This window comes from Corynebacterium ammoniagenes DSM 20306, assembly GCF_001941425.1.
Taxonomy (GTDB): domain Bacteria; phylum Actinomycetota; class Actinomycetes; order Mycobacteriales; family Mycobacteriaceae; genus Corynebacterium; species Corynebacterium ammoniagenes.
In genome coordinates this window covers 390,377-415,178 of sequence record NZ_CP009244.1, presented here as the reverse complement: position 1 = coordinate 415,178, position 24,802 = coordinate 390,377, and the positions used below count along the sequence as shown (strand labels likewise).

Sequence of the window (24,802 nt, the reverse complement as noted above, 5' to 3'; positions counted from 1 at the left end):
GACCTTACTTCGAGTCCTGGTTCTTGTCGTTTTTCTTATTCTTTTCGTTATCGTTTTTCTTACCCGACTTAAACCAGCGCCCGACCATGCCCTTGAAGGTGCCGTAGTCTTCTTCATCCTGGACATTCTTGCGGTTTTTGTCGTTCTTTCCGCCTTTGCCGCCCTTGTCCAGTTTCTCTTTGGCCTCGCGAGCGCGCTGTTCCTGCAGCTTCTTTTGCTCTTGTTCTAATTGACGCAGCTTTTCCATCTCGCCGGTATATTCCAAGGTTTCCTCACGCGAGGAAAAGACCAGCACCAAGACTGCAGCTACGCCGACCAGAATCTGGAGCGAGCCGTCAATGACGTACAACCAGTCTGGAGAGTCTGTTCCCGTAGCGGGCCTGGTCATAAATACCAGGAAGAGACGGAAGGTGAAGTACAGGGAGAAGATAAAGAGCATGCGGCGGGCAGTACCAGCGTGCTTAGACTTTTTATTGAGCAGCCACACCATGATCGCCAGCACGGCGATGATGGATAGGGAGATCAATGTGGTCAGTGCCAAAGAACCCCACGCGCCGATATTGATCAGCGTCTCTGACATCGCCGAATCTTCACCCACGGTGCGCTTCGCGGTGGCCTTGAGGACATCGAAGTTAATGATGGCCAGAATAAAAGAAAAGACTTGGTGGATAAATTCCAGGGCGATGGCGCCGGCCATCACCGCAATGAGTAAACGTACGGATTCCGGTTGTTGTTCGGAATTGCCCGATTTCTCGTCGTTAGCAGGAGGCTTCGGTGCTGCCTCGTGATGTTCCGGCAAGTTGCGCTTGGCGTCTTTATCCTGCGGCTGCTCTACTGGGCTTGCTCCGTGAGGGGCGGGGGTGTTGTGCTGCTTAGCAGTCGATGGCACGGAAATCACTGTGGGGAGGCCTCCTTGAGACGGCTTCGAACTGGGAAGAAGCTAGCGCTTAAGCATCCTTCGCCAGCATGCGAGCTGCTTCGGTAGCGAAATAGGTGAAAATCTGATCAGCGCCAGCACGCTTGATTGAGATTAAAGACTCCATCATAACGGCTTTTTCATCTATCCAACCATTTGCTCCCGCCGCCTTAATCATGGCGTACTCACCAGAGACTTGGTAGGCAGCAACAGGAACGGGCGAACGCTCAGCCACACCGGCGAGTACATCCAGATAAGGAAGAGCGGGCTTGACCATGACAAAGTCCGCGCCTTCTTCGATATCCATGTCTACTTCCAGCATGGATTCGCGGTAGTTTGCCGGATCTTGCTGGTAGGTGCGGCGATCGCCTTCGAGCGAGGAACCAACCGCCTCACGGAACGGCCCGAAAAAGGCCGAGGCGTACTTTGCGGAATAAGCCATGATGGCAACATCTTCAAAGCCAGCGGCATCCAGGCCCTCGCGGATCACGCCGATTTGCCCGTCCATCATTCCAGAGGGGCTCACAATATGAGCACCGGCGCGCGCCTGGGCAATGGCCATAGCGACATAGAGTTCCAAGGTCGCGTCGTTGTCCACGCGGCCTTGTTCATCAAGCACGCCGCAGTGACCGTGGTCGGTAAACTCATCCAGGCAGGTATCGGCCATCAGCAAGATGTCATTGCCAAATTCTTTGCGCAACAAGCGCAGCGCGCGGTTGAGTACACCTTCCGGATCCCAGGCTGGGGAGCCTTGGGCATCTTTGTCTTCCTCGCGCGGGACGCCAAACAGGTCCACGCAGCGCACGCCGGCCTCATAGGCTTCGCGGACGGCCTGAACCAAGGATTCCTCGGTGTGCTGGTATACCCCAGGCATCGAGGAAATCTCTTTCGGTTGCTCAATCCCATCGGCGAAAAACATCGGCAAGATTAGATCCCGCGGCGACAGCTGGGTTTCGGCAACCAGCTGGCGCATGGCCGGGTTTTGGCGCAGACGACGTGGACGACGATGAGGGAAATAGCTCACCTTTAATCAGGCTCCTTCAACAAAGACTTCAATATGGTTTAAAAGACAGGAACCTGATGCTGGATAAACATCAGCTACTCTGTGCTTTTACTTCTCAACTTTAACCGTCTTTTTGCGTGCGCGACGCTTCTTGCGCGGCGCAGGTAGATTACCGGCAGCGCGCAGGGCGGCTACGTGGTCCGCGAGGGCATCGACAAGCGATGGCACGTCAGCAACTTCTGGAACCACGTCAACGCGCAACCCCATCTCTTCGGCTGCGGCCTTCGTCGACGGGCCAATGCAGGCGATAATCGTGCGCTGATGCGGCTTGCCAGCAATGCCAACGAGGTTGCGCACGGTAGATCCGGAGGTAAATGCCACGGCATCAAAACCACCGGATTTAATCATGTCGCGTACTTCTGCTGACGGCGGTGCAGCGCGCACAGTGCGGTAAGCCACCACGTCATCGACTTCCCAGCCGAGTGCTTCCAAGCCGGTTACGAGGGCTTCGCCTGCAATATCTGCGCGCGGTAGCAGCACGCGACCGACGGCATCAATATCTTCGACGAAGTTCGGGAAGACATCCACCAGGCCTTCGGCGTTTTGCCGGTTGGGCTTAGGCAGAACCTCTGGCGTCATGCCCTTTTGGCGAATGGCCTCTGCGGTTTTCTCGCCGACTGCAGCGAGGTTAACGCCAGCAAAATCACGAGCATCCAGGCCGAGGTCGGCAATTTTATCCCACACCGCGGTCACGGCATTGACGGAGGTAAAGACAATCCACTTGTAGCGGCCTTCGACAATTCCCTTGATTGCGCGATCCATCTGCGTGGGGTTGCGCGGTGGCTCCACGGAAATCGTGGGTACGGACTGCGGGATTGCACCGTAGGATGCCAGGCGTGCCGACATCGGCGCGGCCTGCGCCTTCGGACGTGGCACGAGCACGCGCCAGCCATAGAGCGAACGGTTTTCCCACCAGGAGTACTTGGTGCGGTCATCAAAGGTACGGCCCAAAGTGACCACCAAATGCCCGACGAGCTCCGCATTGAGCTTGCCGATGGTTCCCAGGTTCGTTTCATACGTCCGCTGCAACCGGGTTGTACCGTGCACGGTGACAAAAGCTTCAGTCTCCGCGGGCAATCCGCGCGAGAGCAACTCTTCGGAAATCAGTGGCAGGTGCTCTGCTGCAGCCTGCAGCACCAAAGGTTGTGCGGCTTGCGCCAGCAAGTCCCAGTCCACTTCCCCATCGGTGACATCAGCTTCCGTGTACGTGGACCCCAGCGCCAGACCGGCAAATGATGGAACTGTCGATGGCAAGGACATCCCTGGCACCACCTGGAATTCTAGGCCGGCGGCCGCCACGGCAGTAATTTCTGCCTTGATGGACTCACGGTTGAGCGGGTTGCCCGTAACCAGACGAATAACGTCTAAAGATTCCGGATGTGAGTGCGTAACCGCAAAATCCTGGGCATCTTTGAGTCCCTGCTGCATGGCGGCCACATTGGCTTCCACGCCGGATTCCCCATTCGTGGGGGTTGCTTCGCGCAATTCCGCAGCAGTTGGTGCTGCCGGACGAGGTGGCTTGCGGCGTGCGCCTTGAGCCTTGGCATCAGCGACCATTTGCTCATACTCGGCTTCGTGCGCGGCGAGTTTATCTTCAGGAACAGGAAGAGCTGTGCCGACTATGTCCCTCACACCGTTTAAAACCTCAGTATCGGCGATCGCGATCGCGTTATGGGCTAGCACTTCACGGGCACGTACGGTCAGCAACTCAGGATTTCCTGGGCCTGCGCCAACGAAGATCACTTTCCCAAGCTGGGGCACGGCATTGCTCATTAAGGGTTCTTTTCTAGTGTCAACGGCAATCAAGATGGTCTTTGCCGCCGCGCGCCGCCATCTACAACGTGCCGGTGACTGCGCTGCGCGCTAAAGACCGTTGAGCCAATGTGGAAAACGGAAAATATAAACTGGTCATTACGGCCAAAAGCCCAGGGTTTTATGCCCTGGGGGCCCTTAAAGGGAGCCGATAAAACATCCGCAATAGACCTTGTGATATTTACACCATATAAGTTGAATAGGCCGCAATCAAAACCCGCGCCTATATCAGGTGCCATCTCACACTGTTTTGCGGGTGCCTAGCTGGCTTCGATAATTTCAAACGCTCCCTGTTCAATGAGCGCTTCGGCAACTTTAATGCCAAGCTCATAAGAATTTTCCAACGGACCAGTCTCAGAAGCTACGGCCTGGCGGGAACCATCAAGCTGGAAGACCCCGCCGTGGACGGTGATCAGGTCGTCTTCAATGACAGACGTTGCAGCCACCGGTGCGGTACACCCGGCTTCGAGGCGGCGCAGGATAGCGCGCTCGCCCGCGGCCTGCAGGCCAGCTTTGGCATCCGCGATGGCATTGACCGCGTTGACCAGTTCAGCGTCTTGCGCGTTTACTTCTACTGCCAGCGCGCCCTGCGCGGGAGCTGGCATGAGAACGTCGGGAGAAAAGACCTGCGTTGCGCGATCGGCATAACCTGCACGCACCAAACCGGCATAAGCCAACATCACAGCGTCGAGTTCACCGTTGGTGACATACGACATGCGGGTTTCAATATTGCCGCGGAGAGGGCGAATATCCAGATCGGGACGCATTGCCTTCAGCTGAGAGATTCGACGTGGCGCAGACGTGCCGACCTTCGCACCTTCGGGCAGATCATCGAGAGTGAGTCCATCGCGTGCAATCAATGCTTCGCGGTTATCTTCGCGCTTGGGCACAATCAGGTGAAAGCGCTCATCGGGCGCGGTCGGCAAGTCCTTAAAAGAGTGGACTGCAATATCACATTCTTGCTCATGCAGTGCCTCGCGCAGAGCGTGGGTAAATACGCCGACGCCGATGCGCTCGACGGGTGCCATATTCACATCGCCCGCGGTGGTAACGATATGTAATTCGCTCGGGGTGCCGTTGTCAGTAATCCAATCGCGCACATGGCCGGCCTGGGTGGTAGCGAGCTTGGAGCCGCGGGTGCCAATTTTTTTGAGTTCAGACATGGTTAAACATCCTTTCCTGATGCAGGAACATCAAGATTTTCGGGTAATTCTTTGACATCGACGGCTACGCCGGAGCCTTCTAGCTGCAGGCCAAATAGCTCTTGCAGTGCAGTTTCATGGCTTACAGTACCGGAATCTGCAGCCAGCTTCTTCGCGCGCACGGTGGGCTCATGCAAGAGTTTGTCCACTACTCGCTTCAGCGCTTGGGAGACATCGCCAATTTGATCATCGGTAAGCTCCGGCGATTTTTGCTGCAAGCGTCCCAATTCGCATTCGACCACGTCGGCAGCGCGACGGCGCAATGCTGCGACTGCGGGCACGACCTCGCGTACACGCTGAGCGGAGCTATAGGCTTCGAGTTCTTCGCGCACGATGGCGCGGGCTTCTACCTGCGGATCCGTGCCGCCTGCGACCTCGGTATCTGCGGCGTCTAAAGAATGGCTCAGCCGCTCGATGTTAATTAAGGTCACACCCTTGTGGTCTGCCACGGCATCATCGATATCCCGCGGCAAGGACAGGTCAATGACCATCAAATTATGACCCTCGGGGATATCATTTTTGCTCAGCGTGAATTCTTGGGCGCCGGTGGCGGAGATGACCACGTCGACATCGACAAGCACTGCAGCACGCTGAGCAAAGTCGATGGCCTCTGCATACACCCCAGCTTCTTGCGCATGCCCAGCCAAGCGCTCAGCGCGGTCGAAGGTGCGGTTGGCGATAATCAGCTTGTCCACGCCCAAACGTCCGGCCTGCGTAGCAGCGAGCGAGGACATCGCTCCAGCACCTAAGACCAAAGCGGTCTTGCCTGTCAGATCAACCGCACCCATGGCCATCATGGCCTGGTCGAAGGCAAAAGAGACCATGGAGGAGCCGGCTTCATCAATCTTGGTTTCAGAGTGCACGCGCTTGCCCGTGTGCAGCGCAGATTGTGCCAGCGCATGGATGCGTGGGCCCACTGCGCCCTGTTCTGCTGCAAGCTGATACGCGGTGCGCACCTGGCCAATGATTTGCTGTTCGCCTACCACCATGGAGTCAAGGCCCGCGGTGACCGTGAGCAAGTGCTCTGCTGCGGCATCGGCATAGCGGACATATAAGTAGCCACGCAGCTCGTCTTCATCCACGCCCGAATTGGCGGCTAAAACCTTCACCACGTCTTGCACACCGCTGTGGAAAGAATTCGTGACGGTGTAGACCTCGAGCCGGTTACACGTCGACACAATCATTGCCTCCGACAACGAAGGCGTTTGAATTAAAACCTCACAGGTGTCATTGCGAACCGTGTCATCCATGCTGAGTCGTTCTAGCAGCGCCACTGGGGCGGACTGGTGGGACATTCCCACAACGAGCATGCTCATGAACATTCCTCCAGGTGTTCGGGTGCAGCGCAAACGTCGATGGCAGCTTGTATGTAGGGCCGGCACTTTCGCCGCGTCATGGCAACCTCAGCGCCTGAACGCCACACTCCGTGTATCAATAAAAAGTACGATAAATTAGATCAAACCAAAGGATACCCTTTTAGTCCACGATTCCCGAACCGCCGCCGACACGCCGATGGTTTATGCAAGCTCCGCTGCGAGTTCTTCGTTGTCGACTTCCCAGGCACTAAATTCTTCCCCGTCAACTACTACAACCGGAACGCGGTCCCCGTATTCCGCTGCGAGCTCCTGGTCATGGTCAACGTTGCGCACGATTAACTCCGCGCCTGCTGCTTCAACCACTGGGGTGATTTGTTCATGAACACGCTTGCAGGATCCGCAGGTTGTACGAACCATTAATTCTACGGTGTGGATGGCACATCTCCTTTTGACCAGCACGTGGGCCCCTCAAACTATCCCGTCCTGTTTTGCACAAGACGAGCAGGGCTAAAACCATTACTATAGAAACATTACTGAAAGACTTTAAGTTTTAACTTCTCTCCCAGGAACGCGATGACATCTAACCCTACCCCTCCAGGCTTTCCGGATTCTCCTCGCGATTTCTTAGCAAATTGGACTGCCAGCCGGGGCAACCTGCGTAATTTCCTTGAAAATACCTACCTGCCACCCATTGGCGATGAGGAACAGCGCGAAGCCGGCGAAGCCGCGGCCGGAGCTGCCATTAATGAAGTCTATGGTTTAGATTTTGATTCCTACGCCAAAGGCGTGGATTCAGTATCCGGCTCTTTTGACGCTGCAGGTAGCAAGCACATCACCGCCGCTGACCCGGATATCCCGATCGATACCGGTGCTGCGGCGTTTTTCGATGTGGATAACACGTTGATCCAAGGCTCGTCGCTCCTTTCCTTTGGGCTAGGCCTTGCCCGCAAAAGGTTTTTAACTTTCAAACAAATCCGCATGATTGCGTGGAAGCAGATTAAATTTCGCATCTCCGGTAAAGAAAACGCCCAGGATGTGGACAAAGGCCGCGAGTTGGCCCTGGACTTTTTCCGCGGCCGGTCCGTGGACGACATGGTGGCCCTGTGCGAAGAGATTGTGGACAATTCCATGGCCCGACGCGCTTATCCCGGCACCCGCGAGTTAGCGCAGATGCACTTAGATGCCGGCCAGCAGGTCTGGTTGGTTACCGCAACGCCTGTGCAGTTGGCGCAGATTCTTGCCCAGCGTTTTGGCTTTACCGGCGCGCTTGGCACCGTCGCGGAGGTCAAAGATGGCAAATTCACCGGCAAATTAGTCGGCGATATTTTGCACGGGCCGGGCAAAAGCCATGCCGTGGCAGCCCTAGCCACCATTGAACAGCTCGATCTTTCCCGCTGCACCGCTTATTCCGATTCCGCCAATGACGTTCCCATGCTGTCCATGGTCGGCACCGCCGTGGCGATTAACCCCGATAAGAAGCTGCGTGATTTCGCCGAAGACAATGACTGGCTTATCCGCGACTACCGCTCAGTCCGCCGCGCCATTCGCGCCTATGGCCTCCCCGCGCTTTTGACTGCCGTATTTTCCGTCGGCAGCTGGCGCTTTCTACTCAAGCGCAGCAATAAAAAGGGCAACCAGCCCAGAAATTAAGAAATACGCCCGGATATAGAACAAGGCTCTGAGTTCCCACCGAAGTGGAAGACTCAGAGCCTTGGGGCGAGAAGCTCTACTTGCCCAATTTACGACGCTGCACGCGGGTGCGGCGAAGCATCTTGCGGTGCTTCTTCTTCGACATGCGCTTACGACGCTTCTTAATAACTGAACCCATAGGAGGTTTCCTTTCGAACTTTTAGTACGTACTAAACCTGTCAGGTCCTTGCCCGCTCAAGGTGCACTCTTTAGCAGGCCGCAGCCAGAATCGGCGCGCGGGCACTGACACGAATGCACACCATTCTACTGATCGATGTACCAGCTCCCAAAACGACCCTGCTTTGTGCGCAGCGGAATGCCTATGAGATACAACAGCGCCCTCCACCTTCTGTCCGCATGGTGCGTGTTACTTGCACGTTGCGTGACACAAAGAGGAGGGCGCTGCGAGAACGAGTGCAGGCAGACTATCCAACGTCGTAAATCGAGTTATTCAAGTAGTCCTGAACCGCCTTGTCATTCACACGGAACGAACGTCCCACGCGAACGGCTGGCAAGTCACCTGCATGAACCAATCGGTACACCGTCATTTTCGAGACACGCATAATATCTGCGACCTCTGCGACAGTGAGAAAGGTCCCTTTATCTTCATTAGCCATAATTCAATACCTTTCAGCCCGAAACGCGCTGCAGGCTTCCCCTCCCACAGAATTTTCACGCTCGTGCTGGAACCAGCCTAACGTGAAACATGTGACTAATGCGACTCAAGTGTAAAAATTTCCTGTCACAACTATTTATTTCACCCCCGCATGTATCACACGTACGTTATTTACCCTGCGCATAACGAGGGAAACATGAAGCGCTCAGGACACTCGAGTCAGATTTGTCACATTATTCACAAAAGCGACGATCCAGCCGAACGACTAGTTCAGGGAGCGGGTGCGCTCTACACACTTATCGATGGCGCGGAAGAATGCGCCGCGAATGCCAGACTCTTCCAACTCACGCAAAGCAGCCACCGTGGTGCCGCCTGGCGACGACACGCCGTAGCGCAAGCTGCTGGCGTTACGCTCTGATTCCACCAAGAGCTGACCGGAACCAGCGGCCGTCACGTTGGCCAATTCCGATGCTTGTTCACGGGTCAGGCCAAGGTTTACGCCGGCGTCGATAAGCGCCTCGGTCACCAGGAAGTAGTACGCCGGGCCTGAGCCAGCCAGAGCTGCTGCCACATCCATCTTGTCTTCGGTGATTTCCAAAACCTGACCGACCGTCGACAGTAGCTCCTTAACGGTGTCTAGCTGCTCGCTGGTGACGTTTTTACCCGGGACGACAACATTCATGCCATTACGAACCAACATCGGCGTATTTGGCAACGAACGCACCACTGGAACCTTCGGCCCCACTGCCCCCTCGAGCTTGTCGAGAGTGATTGCTGCAGCCATGGACACAACCACTGCGTTATCCGACAAGCTATCGCTGATTTCTTCAAACATCTCCACGATGGCGTACGGCTTGACGCAGACAAAGACAACATCCGCGCCTGTGACGGCGTCTTGGTTATTATCCGTGGTGTTGACCTTGTACGTGCTCTCAAACTCTTCCCGGCGCTCGGCCCGGCGGTTGGTTACAACAATGTCTTGTCCATCAAATCCTGATGCGATGAGACCACCGGTGAGTGCTTCACCGATCTGGCCACCGCCAATAACTGCAATTTTTGTCATGCGATCCAGCGTGCCAGAAATCGCAAAAGCCGGCCACCACAAACTTGAAGTGACCGGCTATTTTCTTGAAGCCATCTGGACGTTAAGAACCAGAAAAGTAGAGCTTGATTGTTAAAGCACGATGATGAGCAAGGGACCAAATGTTAAGACCAAACCCACAATTGCGGCCAAGGTCATAGACACGGAATCACGTGCGGTACGCAAAGCGTGCACAACTCCCACCATCGCGCCGGTGACGACTAGTGCGAGAATCGACACGATGATGCGATCGAAGCGACCCCACAGAACCTCAAAACCCTTGAAGACAATCGCACCGAGGATAATTCCCACCAAGGACAGCACCACGATAGATACTGCGCTGAGCTTGTCATCATCGTCCGCGTCAACGTTGTATTCTTCACGCTGAGCAACCTGCGCTTCGGAAGGACGAGTGTCCTCTGTAACCACCGGGATCTCACCTGTGGCTGCGTCGGTAGTAGCCGCGGCTGGTGCAGCCGAAGCTGATGCCGCTGCCGGAGCAGCCGCTGCTGCCGATTGTTTCTTCGCCTGTTTTCCAGGCGCCGGTTGTGCCGGCATCACGGTGGTCTCATCGACGCGCGCTGCGGCTGACTTACCTTCGGCCTTAGCAGCAGGCTTGTCCGCCTTTGCCGCCGGCTTATCAGCCTTAGCGGTGGCCTTGGATTCAACAGGGGCAGAACCAGCCTGCGGCTCGGTCTCTACCTTTTTGATGACTGTCGTGTCATCGGTGGCAGGAGTATCAGGCTTCTTTACTGGCTCAGAATCAGCCTTCGCATCTGCCTTAGCACCAGCCGTGGCCGCAGCTCCAGAGGCAGCAGCAGCTGCAGGCTTCGCAGTCTTCTTTGGCGATTCCTTCTTTTCGGCAGGCTTATCAGCAGTCGAGGCCTTCGATGGTGCGGAGGTTTTCGAAGCTGCAGGAGTCTCCGCGGCCTTTGGCTTCGCCTTTTCTGCAGCGCTTGAAGACTTAGCCGCCGAAGTATCAGCAGGCTTCTCGGTCTTTTCTGGAGCAGGGGTTACTGAGCTAGCTGAATCTGCTGCTTCGGAGTGGCGGGAACGTGAAGGCTCAGCTTTGACACGCTTGATGGAGCCGGTGAGCTCCGCAACGGAGATGCCGCCTTCATCCAGGCTGCGCCGACGTCGACGACGTGGCACTTCCTTGCCCTCTTCTTCCTGCGCAGAGGTATCTGCGCTTCCACGACGCTCACGCTCTTTGGCGCTACGAGCAAGCAGTTCGGCAACAGTTAATTGCTTATCCTCAGCCATGTTCTTAATCCAGTCCCTTGTCAGTCCGGCGCAAGATCACGCCTTCACGCAATGCCCACGGGCAGATCTCCAACTTGTCTAGGCCCAGTGCACGCATGGCTGCTTCAGCCACGAGAGCACCAGCAACAATTTGGTGTGACCTATCTGAGCTTACGCCTTCAAGATCGGCGCGGTCTGCCGCGGTCATACGAGAAATAAAGTTTATCAGCTGGCGCAAACCGGCCGCAGTCAGCGTTCTCTGCACGAACGGGCCCGCCGATGAAGGTGCAGAACCTGTCAGTCGAGACAAAGACCGCAGCGTCTTTGAGGTTCCGACTGCGAGGCGTGCGGGTCCGAGGGTTTTCATCTGCTTTGCGGCATCAACCAGCTCAGCGTCGATGTAATCGCGCAAGGCTTGTACATCCTTTTTGGCAGGTGGGTCGGTATCAAACCAGTTATGCGTCAACCGGCCAGCTCCCAGATCCAAGGAAAAGGCCATCTCTGGTTCTTCATCTGTACCGGTCGAAAGCTCAAGGGATCCACCGCCGATGTCGATATTAGTAATGCGGCCCGCAGACCAGCCATACCAACGGCGCACCGCCAAAAAGGTCAGGCGTGCTTCTTCCTCACCCGTGAGGATTTCTAGAGCAACACCGGTTTCTTTCTCCACCAGCGCCAAGACCTCATCAGAATTCGGCGCAGAGCGCACCGCGGAGGTAGCAAAGGCGATGAATTCATCGCAGTCAAGCTTTTTGCCCAGCTCAGAAGCTTCGCTGACGGCAGAGATAAGCCGCTTGACACCCTTGGGGTGGATATTGCCGTCGTCGTCTAATTGCTCCACAAGGCGCAACGGAGTCTTCCAGTCACTCATTGGGGTCGGCCGACCACCAATTGTGGCATTGACTGCCACGAGGTGGACAGTATTGCTTCCGACATCTAATACACCTAATCGCACACCCAATAGCGTAGTAGGTCTACCGTGGGTAAGTGTGAATCGCCCGGATTTTTTACAGCAGTATCAACCATCGTCGAAAACCGTTCATCTTGGTTTCCCCGATTTTTCTCCGGCCGCCGCATCCATCCGCGCAGGCCGCGAGTTAGCGCCGGACTTTCCCAGGGAATGGTTTGAATTTACCAACCCTGAAGATGAACACCATGTCTTCAGCGTGGATTTAACCTGGATAGAGTCCCATTACACCTGCCAGTTCGGCACCGAACGCTGCCTTGGCATCGACTCTGCTAACCCCGATGTGGGCTGCTGTAGTCACGGCGCATTCATGGCTGATGAAACCGACCGCGATCAACTCTATGACGCCGTGGCCCAAATGCCCGCGAAATATTGGCAAAACCGTCCAGCAGACGTGGATTCTTTCTTGGCTGCGGAAGACCCGCTTCAAATTGAACCCTGGTTGGTCTGGGATGAACTCGACGGCGATGATGGCGAGCCGGAACCCGCCTTGAAAACCCAAGTCCAAGATGGTGCCTGCATCTTTGCCAACCGTGCTGGCTGGGCGACTGACGCGGGCTGCGCGTTGCACCAGTGGGCTGTGGCAGAAGACCAGGAACTTACCGTTGCAAAACCAGAAGTGTGCTGGCAGCTGCCTATTCGCCGCCATGAGGAATGGGAAGAGCGCACGGACGGCCAAGAAATCTTGCGCACCACCCTCGGTGAATATGACCGCCGCGGTTGGGGCAATGGCGGCGAAGATTTTGATTGGTACTGCACCACGGATTCTGCCTGCCATAATTCACCAGAGCCGATGTGGCGTTCGCATGTTTCGGAGCTCACTGCATTGATGGGCAAGGAATCTTATGAGCTTTTGGCCGCGCACTGCGAAGAGCGTGCCCGGCTTCGCGATGCCGCCAAGTCGGCCAATATCGACTTGCCACTTCACCCAGCAAGCACAAAAGCCGGCTGGTAGCACTTTCCTACCTGCCGGCTTTCGTACCGTATGCGTCTTTAGACCTCGTACTTATATCCCAGCCCGCGCACGGTGACGAGGTGCTGTGGGCGGGACGGTTCTGCTTCAATCTTGGAACGTAGGCGCTTGACGTGCACGTCCAAGGTTTTGGTATCGCCGACATAATCGGCGCCCCAAATACGGTCAATAAGTTGCCCGCGAGTGAGCACGCGTCCGGTATTGCGCAGCAAGTACTCAAGCAGATCGAATTCTTTCAGCGGCATGGATACCGGTTCGCCGTCCACAGATACCGTGTGGCGCTCCACGTCCATGCGCACGCGCCCGCCTTCAAGAATCTGGTCTTCAAATTCTTCATCGACTTCGGCTGCTTCCCCACCGCGGCGCAAGACTGCACGAATACGCGCAATGAGCTCGCGGGAAGAATAAGGCTTCGTTACGTAATCATCGGCGCCGAGTTCAAGGCCAACGACCTTATCAATTTCGGAGTCGCGTGCGGTCACCATGATGACTGGCACGGAGGAGGTCGCACGCAATTGCTTGCACACATCAGTGCCGGACATCCCAGGCAGCATCAGGTCGAGCAATACGATGTCCACATCGTGGCGTTCAAATTCCGCTAGTGCGGTTTTGCCGTCGTGTGCCACGATCGGTTCAAACCCCTCTTTGCGAAGCAGGAATGCTAGCGGATCTGCCAACGATTCCTCGTCTTCGACGATGAGAATGGTCGTCATGAGGTTTTATCCTTTCGACGAGAAGCTGCCCTAGCGACCGCGGAATGCAGGTCAGCCTTCGCAGGCCTCTCATGTTCATTATCTGTCGCCGCTGGGATCTTTTCCGGCTCGGGCTCGTGATAAATAGGAAGTTCGATTGTAAAAGTTGAGCCAGTACCAAGGCGAGACCACAGCTTGATGTTTCCTCCGTGATTGGCCACAACGTGCTTTACAATTGCTAATCCTAGGCCAGTGCCGCCGGTTTGCCGAGATCGGGCTTTATCAACGCGGAAAAAGCGTTCAAATACGCGCGCCTGGTCTTCCGCCGCGATACCAATTCCGCGGTCTGTCACGCGGATAGCCACGACATCATCGTTGACGCGTTTTTGCGAAATCGATACTGGCATTGCCTCCGGGGAATAGTGCACAGCATTGGAAATCAGATTGGACACGGCTGTGACCAACAAAGCCTTATCGCCTTCGACGTAGGCATCGACGCTCACACCGCGCGTGATCTGAATTTCATGAGCTTCGGCGGTGAACTGGTTGCGCACGATGGCTTCATTGATGACGGCATCAACAGAGACTGGTTCCAGCTCAGGCAGTGCTTCGGCGCCCTGTAGTTTCGACAGCGCGATAAGTTCATTGACCATATCCGCCATGCGGTAGGCCTCTTTTTGCACGCGGGTCCCGAAATAATCCACGTGGTCAGGATCATCAACCGAATCCAATAAGGCTTCCGCCAGCAAGGCGATGCCGCCGACCGGGGTCTTTAACTCGTGTGACACATTGGCCACGAAATCCCGTCGCGCGGATTCCATGCGCGTGGCTTCGGATTCATCGGTGGCGAAAATGATGACAAACCGGTCATCGATAAGCGTGAGCGGTTTGACCACCGCGCGAATCTGCAACACGCGGTTGCCCGTTCGGCGCTTGGAAATGGAATGGTCAATGGTGCGCTCTTCTTTGTCCTCAAAGACCTTTTCTGCCACTTTCCACAGCTCAGGGTTAATGGAGCGATCATGCACAATCGTCATTTCATGAGCCGCGGTATTGGACAAGATGACGTCACCGGTTTGGTCCACCACCGTCACGCCCGTGGGCGCGCCCTGAATAGCCAAGTGCAGAACTTGGCTTACCGTCGTGACCTGATTAGCTTCAATGGAGCTAGATTGGCGAGAGCTTAAAATTCGGCGCTGGATGAAACGCGAAACTGGCATTGCCACAAGGCAGGCAACTATACCTGCGAGAAATGCAATGACTATCCCCACGGATCTCCTTGTTTGATGGTGTGAGCGTTAACGTGCAAACGCCCCAGGGAAATTATGCTCTCCCTGGGGTATTTGTGCCAGCCGAAACTAACTTACTTACCGCCCTGCGCTGCAACTGCTGCTGCCCCAGCTGCCGCAGCTTCTGGGTCCAGGTAGGTACCACCTGGGTTGACGACCTTGCCGTCCTCGGTGATTTCATACACCAGCGGAATACCGGTGGGGATATTCAATCCGGCGATATCGTCATCGGAGATATCGTCCAAGTACTTCACCAGCGCACGCAGGGAGTTGCCGTGTGCTGCCAGCAGCACGGTCTCACCGCGTTGTGCGCGAGGCAGAATTTCTTCCTTGAAGTACGGAATGAAACGCTCCACAACATCCTTGAGGCACTCGGTGCGCGGAACAGTATCTAGGTCTGCGTAACGAACGTCTTCGGCCTGGGAGTACTCAGCGTCATCGGCAAGCTCTGGCGGTGGGGTGCCGTAGGAACGACGCCACTGCATGAACTGCTCTTCGCCGTACTTGTCTTTGGTCTCTGCTTTATTAAGCCCTTGCAGCGCGCCGTAGTGGCGCTCATTCAAACGCCAGTCACGGATAACTGGGATCCAGTGACGGTCTGCCGCATTCAGCGCAATATTGGCAGTGCGGATCGCGCGACGCAGCAAGGAGGTGTACACAACAGTGGGCAGGTTATTGCTTTCTACCAACATCTGCCCGCCACGCTTTGCTTCTGCCTCACCTTGTTCGGTGAGATCCACATCGACCCAACCGGTGAATTGGTTGGATTTATTCCACGTGGACTGGCCATGGCGTAAAAGAATTAGCTTTCCGTTAGTCATGCCTTCAAGCATGCCACGAAAATACCCCTCACGCGTTGTTAAATACTGTGATGTGGGTGGCTAAATTGCTAAATTCCGGTGGCCTGCCGCGGACCGTGGCACTCCGACATATCCATCTGGGTGACGTGCTCATAGACTTTCAGCAACTGCTGCGCTGATGCCGCCCAGCTAAACTTGGCCGCATGCCGCACGGCTTCCTCGCCCATCGTGATGCGCCGCTGGTCATCATCTAACAATTCGGCCAAAGAATCTGCCCACAGTGAGGGATCATGGCCATCGATAAGCAAGCCCGTGACATTGTGGTCCACGGCGATGGGCAATCCGCCAACGCGCGCTGCGACGACCGGGGTCCCCGTGGCCTGGGCTTCCATGGCTACCAGCCCAAAAGACTCGTTGTAGCTGGGCACGGCAATGATATCCGCAGCCTGGTAAACAGCCACGAGTTCTTCCGGCGGGCGCGCATCTAAGAAACGAATGCGGTGCGCAACACCTAATTCCTTGGCCAAGTCATGATAATTTTGCACCTTTGACGACCCTCCGGATGCCCCACCACAAATAACCACGCGCAGATCCCGGTGCGGATCCCGCTGAAAAAGCTCTGCTGTGGCGCGGATGAGCACCTCGGGGCCTTTAAATTTCTGCAATCGGCCGACAAAAGCCACCACTTTGGTGTGCAAAGGAATACCCAACTCACGGCGACTGCGCTCGGTATTACGGTCAGTCCCGGGGGTAAAAAGCTCAGTATCCGCACCTGGGGTAATCACCGAGATATGGCAATCATTGGCGTCATAATGCGCAATGAGCTCGCTTTTTTCTTCGTCGGTGTTAACCACTAAGACATCTGCATTATCTGATAACTGCTGCTCACAGATACGCCGTGCCTCTGATTCCGGGGAATCATCAGCGGCGCGGTACGCATTTTTCACCGCCGCGAGCGTATGCGCGGTGTGCACCAAAGGAGTGCCCCACAGATCGCGCAACAACCAGCCGACCTGGCCGGAGAGCCAATAGTGCGAATGCACCAAGTCGTAGTACAACTCATTGCACTTGATAAATTGCACCATGCCGCCGGCAAATGCAGCCAGCTGCGTGGGCAATTCTTCCTTGCTCAAGCCCTCATACGGCCCAGCAATAATATTAATGACGCGCAGGTGCGGCTCGACGTCCACGATTTCGCCCTGGCTGGGACGCGTCGCGCGGGTGAAAATATCCACGTCAATACCCATGCGTGCCAGCTGCGTTGCAATCGACAGCACGTAGACATTCATCCCGCCGGCATCGCCTGAGCCGGGCTGGGCAATCGGCGAAGTATGCATCGAAATCATGGCGACTCTCATGTCATTCATTCTAGACTTTCACCACGCCCACTACATCTTCCACGAAAGAAGCTTGCTGTCATGTCACACACATCAGATAAATCCACGCACAAGCCCGACAACGTTGTCGAAGTCTTAACCGTTGATGCCGAAGATTCTGATACCGCAACCTTTATGAAAAAATACGACATCGCGCCAGAGCAAAGCCTCAACAGCCTGGTGGTCACTGCCAAAAGCAATGGCGAGCGCACACCCTATCTCGTCCTCGTGCCGGCTACTCACACCTTGGACAATAAAGGCATGAAACAGGCCCTCGGCGGCAAAGTTTCATTTATGCCCATGGATGACGCTTTGGAACTAACGCAGATGGAGCGCGATAGCGTCGGACCGGTCGGCTTGCCCGAAGGGTTGCAGGTGGTGGGGGATTCTTCGCTGCTTAACGATGCATCCTTTATCGTCGGCGGCGGCAAGTTGGGCGTGAAATACCGCATCTTAAAAGAAGAAATTGTGCGCCTGCTGGATATCGATGCCCGCGATATTTTCAACCGCCGCGCAGAAGCAGGCTAATCCGCGAAATACTTTCTTGCGTGACGTATTTGACTATCGTTGGTGAGGGAATCCTCAGGTTTATGTCGCTACACTGGATGCGACAAGCGCTTAAAAACTTTAGCTATACGGTGTGAGGCCCTGCGCCCCAGACCATGCATTGCTGCTCAATACTTTGATTTTCAATTGAGATTAGAAGGATTACATGTCTGCTACCGAAAATAAGACCTGGCTTCAGCACTACTCTGAGTCGACGCCACACTCTTTGGATTACGGCGACACCACATTATTAGATGTCTATGACAACAACCTGGCCATCAACGGTCATAAGACTGCCCTAAGCTTTTTCGGCCGCAGCCAGTCTTATGCCGACTTAGACCGGCAAGTACGTCGCGCCGCTGCCGGCTTGAAGGCTTTCGGCGTTCGCCCAGGGGATCGTGTGGCCATTGTCTTACCGAACTGCCCGCAGCACGTCGCCGCGTTTTTCGCGGTGCTCAAGCTGGGCGCAGCAGTGGTAGAACATAATCCGCTCTACACCGCGCACGAATTAGAAGGCTTGTTTAAAGACCACGGCGCACGCGTGGCGATTGTGTGGGACAAGGCCGCGCCGACCTTGGAAAAACTGCGCGGCACCACCGCACTAGAAACCGTCATCTCCGTCAACATGATTGACGCGATGCCCACCCTGCAGCAGCTTGCCTTGCGCATTCCCATCCCGCCACTGAAGGCAAAGCGCGCGCAATTATCAGGCGAAGCCCGCAACTCCGTTCCGTGGGACACGCTCATTGGTAATGCCATCGGTGGCGATGGCAAAGACGTGGAATCAGAACCTTCTGTTGATACCAACACCACCGCGGTCGTCATGTACACCTCCGGCACGACTGGTAAGCCGAAGGGCGCGGAGCTTACCCACGGTTCACTATTTGCCAATATTGCCCAGGGCAAAGCATGGGTCCCAGGCTTAGGCGATCAAGATGAGCGCATGCTCGCAGCGTTGCCGTTTTTCCACGCCTATGGCCTGACCATGAACCTCACGCTGGCACAATTTATCGGCGGCGAGCTAGTCCTTCTGCCTTCCCCGCAAATTCCGCTCATCATGGACATCATGAAAAAACACACGCCCACCTGGGTCCCGGGCGTGCCCACCTTGTACGGCAAGATTGTCGAGGCCGCACAGGACAAAGGCATTGCCATCAAGGGCATCCGCAGCGCATTTTCGGGCGCTGCATCGCTTCCGGTGAAAACCGTAGAAGATTGGGAAGAGCTTACCGATGGCCGACTCGTAGAAGGCTTCGGCCTTACTGAGTGCTCCCCCATCCTCATTGGCAACCCCATGACTGATAGTCGCCGCCCCGGCTATGTCGGCGTGCCATTCCCCGATACGGAAATCCGCATTGTTAATCCGGACAATCCCGATGAGGTCATGCCGGACGGTGAAGAAGGCGAGATCATCGCGCGCGGGCCACAGGTTTTCAAAGGCTATCTCAACAACCCTGAAGCGACCGAGCAGGCTTTCCACAATGGCTGGTTCCGCACCGGCGATCTCGGCGTGATGGAAGAAGACGGGTTCATCCGTCTCGTCGCTCGCTTGAAGGAAGTCATCATCACCGGCGGCTTCAACGTTTACCCCGGTGAGGTCGAAGAAGCATTGCTCTCACACCCCGATGTGGAAGAAGCAGCAGTGGTTGGCCGCCCCCGCCCAGATGGCTCCGAGGACGTCGTCGCGTGTGTGACCTTGCGCGATGGTGCCGCACTGGATCCAGAAGGTCTCAAGGAATTCTCCCGCGAGCTATTGACCCGTTACAAGGTCCCGCGCACCTTCTACCACTTTGAAGAACTCGCCAAGGACCAATTAGGCAAGATCCGCCGCCGCGAAGTCCAAGCCGATCTCATCGATCGCCTCGAAAAGCAGAAGCAGAAATAGCATGCAGTAACATCGCTAAGCTGTTGCTTGTCTGCTGGATGCCCCAGCGTCTCCCGCATCAACATAGCCCTACCGCCCCGCAGTGTGTGGCAAGAAAAGCAGGGCTTGTCGATGCGGGATTTTTCTTGCGTTGCGTGCCTTGGAGAAATTTTTTGACGACAAACCGTAAAAAGATGAGGTTTTCGTCATGTTCGCCAGGTAGTGTGGAGGTCAAAATATTTAGCCACAGAAATGCACTTCACTCACTCGGCATTAATGCGCATGGAAGGACCTTTATGTCTGCATTTGATACCAAGGCGTGGACCCAGCACTACGCACCCTGGACTCCACACGAACTGGAATATAGCGATGACACCCTCGCGTCCATCTACGACCGCAACCTAGAGCGCAACGCGGATAAACCAGCCACCTATTTCTTCGGCCGCGGCCAATCCTATAAAGAATTAGACCAGCAGGTACGTGCCGCAGCCGCCGGCCTCAAGGCCTTTGGCATCCGCCCTGGCGACCGCGTTGCCATCATCTTGCCCAACTGCCCACAGCACCTGGCAGCATTTGTGGCTATTCAAAAACTCGGCGCCACCGTCGTCGAGCACAACCCGCTGTATACCGCGCATGAGCTCGAAGGCCTTTTCAAAGACCACGGAGCACGGGTGGCGATTGTCTGGGACAAGGCCGCACCCACGGTAGAAAAGCTTCGTGATACCACGGATCTTGAAACCATCGTGTCAGTAAATATGACAGAAGCCATGCCCCGGCGGATGCAACTGTTGCTCAGCATCCCCATTCCGCCCATCACCGCCAAACGTGATGCTCTCACTGGCGAAGCGCCCAACACCGTGCCGTGGGCAACGCTATGCTCCCCGGCGATCGGCGGACTCGGCAAAGACTTAGAATCTGCCGACGTATCGTCTGAGGACACCGCCTTAATCTTGTACACCTCAGGTACCACCGGCGCGCCAAAGGGTGCGATGATCTCGCATGCCAATATTTTGGCTAACTGTGTCATGGGCAAGGCCTGGGTTCCCGGTTTAGGCGAAAAGCCCGAACGCTTCCTGGCGGCACTGCCCTTCTTCCACGTCTACGGCATGACCACCGTGGTCGCGCTGGGGCTCTATATCGGTGCCGAAATTATTTTATTGCCGGCTCCACAGATCCCGTTGATCATGGACGTCATTAAAAAACGCACGCCGACCTGGGCACCTGGCGTGCCTACGTTGTACGACAAGATTTTAACGGCGGCCGAAGAAAAGGGCATGGAAAAGACCCAACATTCCATCGCCAATTCTTTCTCCGGTGCCGCAACGTTGCCGGTGCGCACGATTGCGCGGTGGGAAGCATTCACCGGCGGAAAGCTGGTCGAAGGCTACGGGCTGACAGAAACTGCACCCGTGATTTGCGCCAACCCCATGGATGGCAACCACCGCCCCGGCTACATCGGCATTCCTTTCCCGGATACCGAGGTGCGCATTGTCAATCCAGAAAACTTAGATGAACCCATGCCCGATGGCGAAGAGGGCGAACTTCTAGTCCGCGGCCCGCAGGTGTTTAAGGGGTATCTCAATAACCCTGAAGCCACAGCCGCAACCTTCCACGGTGATTGGTTCCGCACCGGCGATGCCGGCGTGATGGAAGAAGATGGCTTTGTGCGCTTGGTTGCGCGCTTGAAAGAAATCATCATCACCGGCGGCTTCAACGTCTACCCCGCAGAAGTCGAAGAAGCCATGTCGGACCATCCAGATATTGACACCATCGCGGTTGTCGGGCGCCCGCGTGATGACGGCTCCGAGGACGTCGTGGCGTGTGTAACCTTGCGCGATGGCGCGGCACTAGATCCCGAAGGGCTGAAGGAATTCGCCCGGCAACGCCTGACCCGCTATAAAGTACCGCGCACGTTTTACCACTTTGATGATCTCGCCAAAGACCAACTGGGCAAGATTCGTCGTCGGGAAGTCCAACAAGACTTACTAGCAATGCTGGGCGAAGATAAGTAACCCACCGCAATCACCTCCGCAGCATGTACCGACTAAGGACACCCATGGGCTCTAACCCATGGGTGTCCTCACGTGGTGCACTCCTTGACTGTGCACTAAGCTCGCATAAAACACCGACCACTGCCCTCGGCACTGGAGTTTTCTCTCTGTCCGGTGCAGAAACCCCCTATCCCCTTCCTGAGGAGGACGCCTCATGTCGGCATTTGAAACCAAAGCGTGGATCCACAATTATGCCGAGTGGACCAAACCGCATTTAGATTATGGCGATGAAACGCTGGTTGATTTCTACACCAACAACCGGGAGAAAAACGGCAATAAATCAGCCACGTATTTCTTCGGACGTACTCAAACCTATAGTGAATTAGACCAACAAGTGCATGCAGCCGCCGCTGGTTTACGGGCTTTTGGTATTCGCCCTGGCGATCGCGTGGCATTGGTCTTGCCCAACTGCCCGCAACACATCGCTGCCTTTTATGCTGTGCTCAAACTCGGCGCTACCGTCGTGGAGCATAACCCGCTGTATACCGCGCATGAGCTGGAAGGTCTTTTCAAAGACCACGGAGCACGGGTGGCGATTGTGTGGGATAAGGCCGCACCTACCGTGGATAAACTTCGGGAAACCACGGATCTAGAAACGATTATCTCCGTCAATATGACAGAAGCCATGCCACGGCGCATGCAACTGCTTCTGCGCATTCCTATTCCGCCGATTGCCGCCAAGCGGGAGGCGCTGACTGGTGATGCGCCCAATACCGTGCCCTGGGCGACGTTGTGCTCAACTGCGATTGGCGGCTCGGGTAAAAGTACCGAATTTCCCGAAGTAACCAGGGAAGACACCGCGCTTATTTTGTACACCTCCGGCACTACAGGACAGCCCAAGGGTGCGCTTTTGAGCCATGGCAACTTGGCTTCTATGTGTGTCATGGGTGAAGCCTGGGTGCCTGGTTTGCGTGATAAACAACAACGCTTCCTCGCTACCTTGCCCATGTTCCACGTCTATGGGCTCATGCTGGTCGCTGGCCTTGGTCCCTATGTGGGCGCAGAAATGGTGCTGCTGCCGGCACCACAGATCCCGTTGATTATTGACGTGCTAAAAAAGCATACCCCAACCTTTGCGCCAGGCGTGCCCACGTTGTATGAAAAGATTATCCAGGTTGCTAAAGAGAAAAATATTGCCATCACCGGCATTGATAATGCCTTCTCGGGTGCCTCGACATTGCCCGTCTCCACCGTGGAAGACTGGGAAAATCTCACCGGCGGCAAGTTGGTAGAAGGCTACGGGCTCACGGAAACCTCCCCGGTTATTTGCGGCAACCCCATGAATGGCAAGACCCGCCCCGGCTACGTCGGCCTGCCATTCCCAGATACCGAAGTACGCATTGCTGACCCAGAGGACTTGGATAAAACCATGCCGGATGGCGAAGAAGGCGAGCTCTTGGTGCGCGGACCACAGGTATTTTCCGGATACTTGAATAAGCCGGAAGCCACGAAAGAGGCGTTCCACGGCGATTGGTTCCGCACGGGCGATGTCGGTGTCATGGAAGCAGACGGCTTTGTACGCCTCGTTGCGCGTATCAAGGAAATCATCATCACCGGTGGTTTCAATGTCTACCCGGCAGAAGTCGAAGAAGCTTTGCTGACACATCCTGATATCACTGATGTGGCAGTCGTCGGACGCCCACGCCACGATGGCTCCGAAGATGTTGTCGCATGTGTCACCCTGCGCGATGGCGCGGCACTGGATCCAGAAGGTCTCAAAGAATTTTCCCGTGAGCGTCTCACGCGCTACAAAGTGCCACGCACCTTCTATCACTTCGAGGAACTAGCCAAGGATCAACTGGGCAAGATTCGTCGCCGCGAGGTGCACGCTGACCTACTCAGGCTGCTGGAGCAATAAATCACCCTGGGCGCGGGCGTATGTATTTATGTAACTTATACATATGTCCTCGCGTTCGAACAGTCCTGAGCTTCCCGCAGAAACTCCTAATCCTTTCCGCCCGACCTTCGGTGCTTCGCCGCGTTTTTGGGCGGGCCGGACGGTTATTTTGGAAGGGTTTTCAGAAGCTCTCGACAGCCCGGTCGGCCACCCAGATCGCGCCATGTTAATTAGTGGCACCCGCGGGATTGGCAAGACCGTGCTGCTGACCGAGTTGGAGGATCTCGCTGAGGCGCGCGGGTGGATTTCGGTGCGCGCGATCGGCAGCTCCGGCATGGCGGAGCACCTCATTCACACCGCTATTCCCACTCACATTGCGAAATTAAACCCGCAGGCAGAGACCCGGTTGAAGACGCTGGGAATCGCCGGACTCGGCCGAGTAGAAACTGAGCTCGACCCACGCTATGGGCAGTTGCAGCCAGTCCCCACCGTAGAAACTCGTATTCGCCAGCTCTTGGAATTTACCAGTGGCAGTGGCGTCTTCATCGCGATTGATGAAGTCCAAGACGCACCCAGCGAGGATTTGGCCGATGTGGCCCAAGCTTTTCAAAACCTCATTAAAGATGAGTTGCCGGTTGCCCTTGCCTTCGCGGGTCTTACCGTGGGCACCCGGGACTTGCTGGATCTCCCCGGCACCACATTTTTGCGCCGCGCTAGCGCTTATGAACTCGGCCCGTTAACCGCTACGGATACGGTGAACCTTCTCGCCGCCACCGCTGCCGGCTCAGGTATTCACTTCGGGGATGCCGCAGCCCGGCGCGCGGCCGAGGCGTCGTACGGTTTCCCCTACTTAGTGCAACTAATTGGCGCGTTGGCGTGGAAGAGGACCAAGGACAAGGCCGCGGCATCACAGTCTGCTCGCGATAGCTTGACGGAAGACAGCAGCGGTGAGTTGGAGGTCTCGGTGGCAGTAATCGATGAGATTTTAGACGAGGCCATTGATACTTTTGGCTCGCAGGTGCATCGACCAGCGCTGCGACACGTCACTGATTTGCAGCGCGATTTCTTGCATTCTATGGCTCGACTCGGCGGGACAGAGCAATCCATCGGGGAAATTGCGCAGCTGCTACAACGCACTACCACCGGGATTAGTCGTGTCCGTGCCGCACTAATTAAGCAAGAAATTATTGAGCCATCATCCCACGGGCACGTGCGTTTTACGCAGCCCTATATGGCCGAGCATCTGCTGGCAGAACCGCGCACACGGTATGTTCAATAACCGCATCTCGCCTGCTCACGACCGGTAAAACCGAACTAGTATCTGGGATATTCAACGGCCATTGCCGCGATTTGTTACACCGATTCAAAAGATGAGAAAAACCTCACATTTAGGTGTGTGAAACCCCTAACCTACGTCCAGGTAGGCTACGGTAACGTAATCGCGATGGTTTGTTATCTCTAACAAACCCT

Annotated in this window: 22 protein-coding genes; 7 read left to right on the top strand and 15 right to left on the bottom strand. The window is 55.8% G+C overall.

The window, feature by feature from the left end:
* Positions 1 to 4 precede the first annotated feature (4 nt).
* The 6 genes from CAMM_RS01980 to CAMM_RS01955 all read right to left on the bottom strand — a co-directional run bounded on the left by CAMM_RS01980 (position 5) and on the right by CAMM_RS01955 (position 6,726).
* Complete coding sequence (locus CAMM_RS01980) at positions 5 to 898, bottom strand: hypothetical protein (protein WP_003846734.1); 894 nt, start codon at positions 896 to 898, stop codon at positions 5 to 7.
* A gap of 49 nt (positions 899 to 947) precedes the next feature.
* Positions 948 to 1,940, bottom strand: a complete 993-nt coding sequence (gene hemB, locus CAMM_RS01975; RefSeq protein WP_040355110.1) for a porphobilinogen synthase — start codon at positions 1,938 to 1,940, stop codon at positions 948 to 950.
* An 87-nt stretch (positions 1,941 to 2,027) separates the two neighbouring features.
* Positions 2,028 to 3,752, bottom strand: a complete 1,725-nt coding sequence (locus CAMM_RS01970; RefSeq protein ID WP_003846737.1) for a uroporphyrinogen-III synthase — start codon at positions 3,750 to 3,752, stop codon at positions 2,028 to 2,030.
* A gap of 299 nt (positions 3,753 to 4,051) precedes the next feature.
* Positions 4,052 to 4,954, bottom strand: a complete 903-nt coding sequence (gene hemC, locus CAMM_RS01965; protein ID WP_003846739.1) for a hydroxymethylbilane synthase — start codon at positions 4,952 to 4,954, stop codon at positions 4,052 to 4,054.
* 2 nt (positions 4,955 to 4,956) lie between these two features.
* Positions 4,957 to 6,309, bottom strand: a complete 1,353-nt coding sequence (locus CAMM_RS01960) for a glutamyl-tRNA reductase (protein WP_040355114.1) — start codon at positions 6,307 to 6,309, stop codon at positions 4,957 to 4,959.
* A 201-nt stretch (positions 6,310 to 6,510) separates the two neighbouring features.
* Positions 6,511 to 6,726, bottom strand: coding sequence for a glutaredoxin family protein (locus CAMM_RS01955; RefSeq protein ID WP_040355116.1), 216 nt, complete (start codon positions 6,724 to 6,726; stop codon positions 6,511 to 6,513).
* A 156-nt stretch (positions 6,727 to 6,882) separates the two neighbouring features.
* Here CAMM_RS01955 and CAMM_RS01950 point away from each other — a divergent pair, with 156 nt between their 5' ends.
* Positions 6,883 to 7,959 (top strand): HAD-IB family hydrolase, encoded by a 1,077-nt coding sequence (locus tag CAMM_RS01950; protein WP_003846745.1) that lies wholly within the window; start codon positions 6,883 to 6,885, stop codon positions 7,957 to 7,959.
* Positions 7,960 to 8,035: 76 nt separating this feature from the next.
* Here CAMM_RS01950 and CAMM_RS01945 read toward each other — a convergent pair whose 3' ends face one another.
* From CAMM_RS01945 to CAMM_RS01925, 5 genes are all read right to left on the bottom strand, one after another.
* Positions 8,036 to 8,137 (bottom strand): 30S ribosomal protein bS22, encoded by a 102-nt coding sequence (locus CAMM_RS01945; protein ID WP_003855542.1) that lies wholly within the window; start codon positions 8,135 to 8,137, stop codon positions 8,036 to 8,038.
* 286 nt (positions 8,138 to 8,423) lie between these two features.
* Positions 8,424 to 8,615 carry a helix-turn-helix domain-containing protein gene (locus tag CAMM_RS01940; RefSeq protein WP_003846747.1) on the bottom strand — a complete coding sequence of 64 codons (192 nt, stop codon included), beginning with the start codon at positions 8,613 to 8,615 and terminating at the stop codon, positions 8,424 to 8,426.
* 264 nt (positions 8,616 to 8,879) lie between these two features.
* The gene (proC, locus tag CAMM_RS01935; RefSeq protein WP_003846748.1) at positions 8,880 to 9,677 is read right to left on the bottom strand and encodes a pyrroline-5-carboxylate reductase; all 798 of its coding nucleotides are present in this window, start codon (positions 9,675 to 9,677) and stop codon (positions 8,880 to 8,882) included.
* A 111-nt stretch (positions 9,678 to 9,788) separates the two neighbouring features.
* The gene (locus CAMM_RS01930) at positions 9,789 to 10,958 is read right to left on the bottom strand and encodes a CPBP family intramembrane metalloprotease (RefSeq protein WP_003846750.1); all 1,170 of its coding nucleotides are present in this window, start codon (positions 10,956 to 10,958) and stop codon (positions 9,789 to 9,791) included.
* 4 nt (positions 10,959 to 10,962) lie between these two features.
* Positions 10,963 to 11,892, bottom strand: a complete 930-nt coding sequence (locus tag CAMM_RS01925) for a Ppx/GppA family phosphatase (protein ID WP_171974885.1) — start codon at positions 11,890 to 11,892, stop codon at positions 10,963 to 10,965.
* A 34-nt stretch (positions 11,893 to 11,926) separates the two neighbouring features.
* On the opposite strand from CAMM_RS01925, the gene CAMM_RS01920 reads away from it, so the two are divergent.
* Entirely contained in the window at positions 11,927 to 12,859 is a 933-nt protein-coding gene (locus CAMM_RS01920) for a DUF3109 family protein (RefSeq protein WP_003846753.1), read from the top strand.
* A 38-nt stretch (positions 12,860 to 12,897) separates the two neighbouring features.
* Here the strand turns inward: CAMM_RS01920 and CAMM_RS01915 are convergent, their stop codons facing one another.
* From CAMM_RS01915 to mshA, 4 genes are all read right to left on the bottom strand, one after another.
* Positions 12,898 to 13,590, bottom strand: a complete 693-nt coding sequence (locus CAMM_RS01915; RefSeq protein ID WP_003846755.1) for a response regulator transcription factor — start codon at positions 13,588 to 13,590, stop codon at positions 12,898 to 12,900.
* Positions 13,587 to 14,840: a sensor histidine kinase gene (locus tag CAMM_RS01910; RefSeq protein ID WP_003846757.1), complete on the bottom strand. Its 1,254-nt coding sequence runs from the start codon at positions 14,838 to 14,840 to the stop codon at positions 13,587 to 13,589. Before CAMM_RS01910 ends, CAMM_RS01915 begins: the two co-directional genes overlap by 4 nt.
* Before the next feature lie 92 nt (positions 14,841 to 14,932).
* Positions 14,933 to 15,679, bottom strand: a complete 747-nt coding sequence (locus CAMM_RS01905) for a phosphoglyceromutase (protein ID WP_040355148.1) — start codon at positions 15,677 to 15,679, stop codon at positions 14,933 to 14,935.
* A 68-nt stretch (positions 15,680 to 15,747) separates the two neighbouring features.
* Positions 15,748 to 17,016, bottom strand: a complete 1,269-nt coding sequence (mshA, locus tag CAMM_RS01900; protein WP_040355151.1) for a D-inositol-3-phosphate glycosyltransferase — start codon at positions 17,014 to 17,016, stop codon at positions 15,748 to 15,750.
* A 60-nt stretch (positions 17,017 to 17,076) separates the two neighbouring features.
* Between mshA and CAMM_RS01895 the strand changes: the two genes are divergently transcribed.
* The 5 genes from CAMM_RS01895 to CAMM_RS01875 all read left to right on the top strand — a co-directional run bounded on the left by CAMM_RS01895 (position 17,077) and on the right by CAMM_RS01875 (position 24,611).
* Complete coding sequence (locus CAMM_RS01895; RefSeq protein ID WP_003846762.1) at positions 17,077 to 17,562, top strand: aminoacyl-tRNA deacylase; 486 nt, start codon at positions 17,077 to 17,079, stop codon at positions 17,560 to 17,562.
* Positions 17,563 to 17,746: 184 nt separating this feature from the next.
* Positions 17,747 to 19,465, top strand: a complete 1,719-nt coding sequence (locus CAMM_RS01890; protein WP_003846765.1) for a long-chain-fatty-acid--CoA ligase — start codon at positions 17,747 to 17,749, stop codon at positions 19,463 to 19,465.
* Between the two features lie 275 nt (positions 19,466 to 19,740).
* On the top strand, positions 19,741 to 21,456 hold the full coding sequence (locus CAMM_RS01885; RefSeq protein WP_003846766.1) for a long-chain-fatty-acid--CoA ligase: 1,716 nt from the start codon (positions 19,741 to 19,743) through the stop codon (positions 21,454 to 21,456).
* Between the two features lie 193 nt (positions 21,457 to 21,649).
* Positions 21,650 to 23,353, top strand: a complete 1,704-nt coding sequence (locus CAMM_RS01880) for a long-chain-fatty-acid--CoA ligase (protein ID WP_003846767.1) — start codon at positions 21,650 to 21,652, stop codon at positions 23,351 to 23,353.
* A 43-nt stretch (positions 23,354 to 23,396) separates the two neighbouring features.
* Positions 23,397 to 24,611 (top strand): ATP-binding protein, encoded by a 1,215-nt coding sequence (locus tag CAMM_RS01875; RefSeq protein ID WP_040355117.1) that lies wholly within the window; start codon positions 23,397 to 23,399, stop codon positions 24,609 to 24,611.
* Positions 24,612 to 24,802 lie beyond the last annotated feature (191 nt).

What these genes read in the sequence shown, in the direction of transcription:
- CAMM_RS01970 (WP_003846737.1), bottom strand. Translation starts at nt 3,752, where the DNA reads ATGAGCAATGCCGTGCCCCAGCTTGGGAAAGTGATCTTCGTTGGCGCA.
- hemC (WP_003846739.1), bottom strand. Translation starts at nt 4,954, where the DNA reads ATGTCTGAACTCAAAAAAATTGGCACCCGCGGCTCCAAGCTCGCTACC.
- CAMM_RS01960 (WP_040355114.1), bottom strand. Translation starts at nt 6,309, where the DNA reads ATGAGCATGCTCGTTGTGGGAATGTCCCACCAGTCCGCCCCAGTGGCG.
- CAMM_RS01955 (WP_040355116.1), bottom strand. Translation starts at nt 6,726, where the DNA reads ATGGTTCGTACAACCTGCGGATCCTGCAAGCGTGTTCATGAACAAATC.
- CAMM_RS01950 (WP_003846745.1), top strand. Translation starts at nt 6,883, where the DNA reads ATGACATCTAACCCTACCCCTCCAGGCTTTCCGGATTCTCCTCGCGAT.
- CAMM_RS01945 (WP_003855542.1), bottom strand. Translation starts at nt 8,137, where the DNA reads ATGGGTTCAGTTATTAAGAAGCGTCGTAAGCGCATGTCGAAGAAGAAG.
- CAMM_RS01940 (WP_003846747.1), bottom strand. Translation starts at nt 8,615, where the DNA reads ATGGCTAATGAAGATAAAGGGACCTTTCTCACTGTCGCAGAGGTCGCA.
- proC (WP_003846748.1), bottom strand. Translation starts at nt 9,677, where the DNA reads ATGACAAAAATTGCAGTTATTGGCGGTGGCCAGATCGGTGAAGCACTC.
- CAMM_RS01930 (WP_003846750.1), bottom strand. Translation starts at nt 10,958, where the DNA reads ATGGCTGAGGATAAGCAATTAACTGTTGCCGAACTGCTTGCTCGTAGC.
- CAMM_RS01915 (WP_003846755.1), bottom strand. Translation starts at nt 13,590, where the DNA reads ATGACGACCATTCTCATCGTCGAAGACGAGGAATCGTTGGCAGATCCG.
- CAMM_RS01905 (WP_040355148.1), bottom strand. Translation starts at nt 15,679, where the DNA reads ATGACTAACGGAAAGCTAATTCTTTTACGCCATGGCCAGTCCACGTGG.
- mshA (WP_040355151.1), bottom strand. Translation starts at nt 17,016, where the DNA reads ATGAGAGTCGCCATGATTTCGATGCATACTTCGCCGATTGCCCAGCCC.
- CAMM_RS01895 (WP_003846762.1), top strand. Translation starts at nt 17,077, where the DNA reads ATGTCACACACATCAGATAAATCCACGCACAAGCCCGACAACGTTGTC.
- CAMM_RS01890 (WP_003846765.1), top strand. Translation starts at nt 17,747, where the DNA reads ATGTCTGCTACCGAAAATAAGACCTGGCTTCAGCACTACTCTGAGTCG.
- CAMM_RS01885 (WP_003846766.1), top strand. Translation starts at nt 19,741, where the DNA reads ATGTCTGCATTTGATACCAAGGCGTGGACCCAGCACTACGCACCCTGG.
- CAMM_RS01880 (WP_003846767.1), top strand. Translation starts at nt 21,650, where the DNA reads ATGTCGGCATTTGAAACCAAAGCGTGGATCCACAATTATGCCGAGTGG.
- CAMM_RS01875 (WP_040355117.1), top strand. Translation starts at nt 23,397, where the DNA reads ATGTCCTCGCGTTCGAACAGTCCTGAGCTTCCCGCAGAAACTCCTAAT.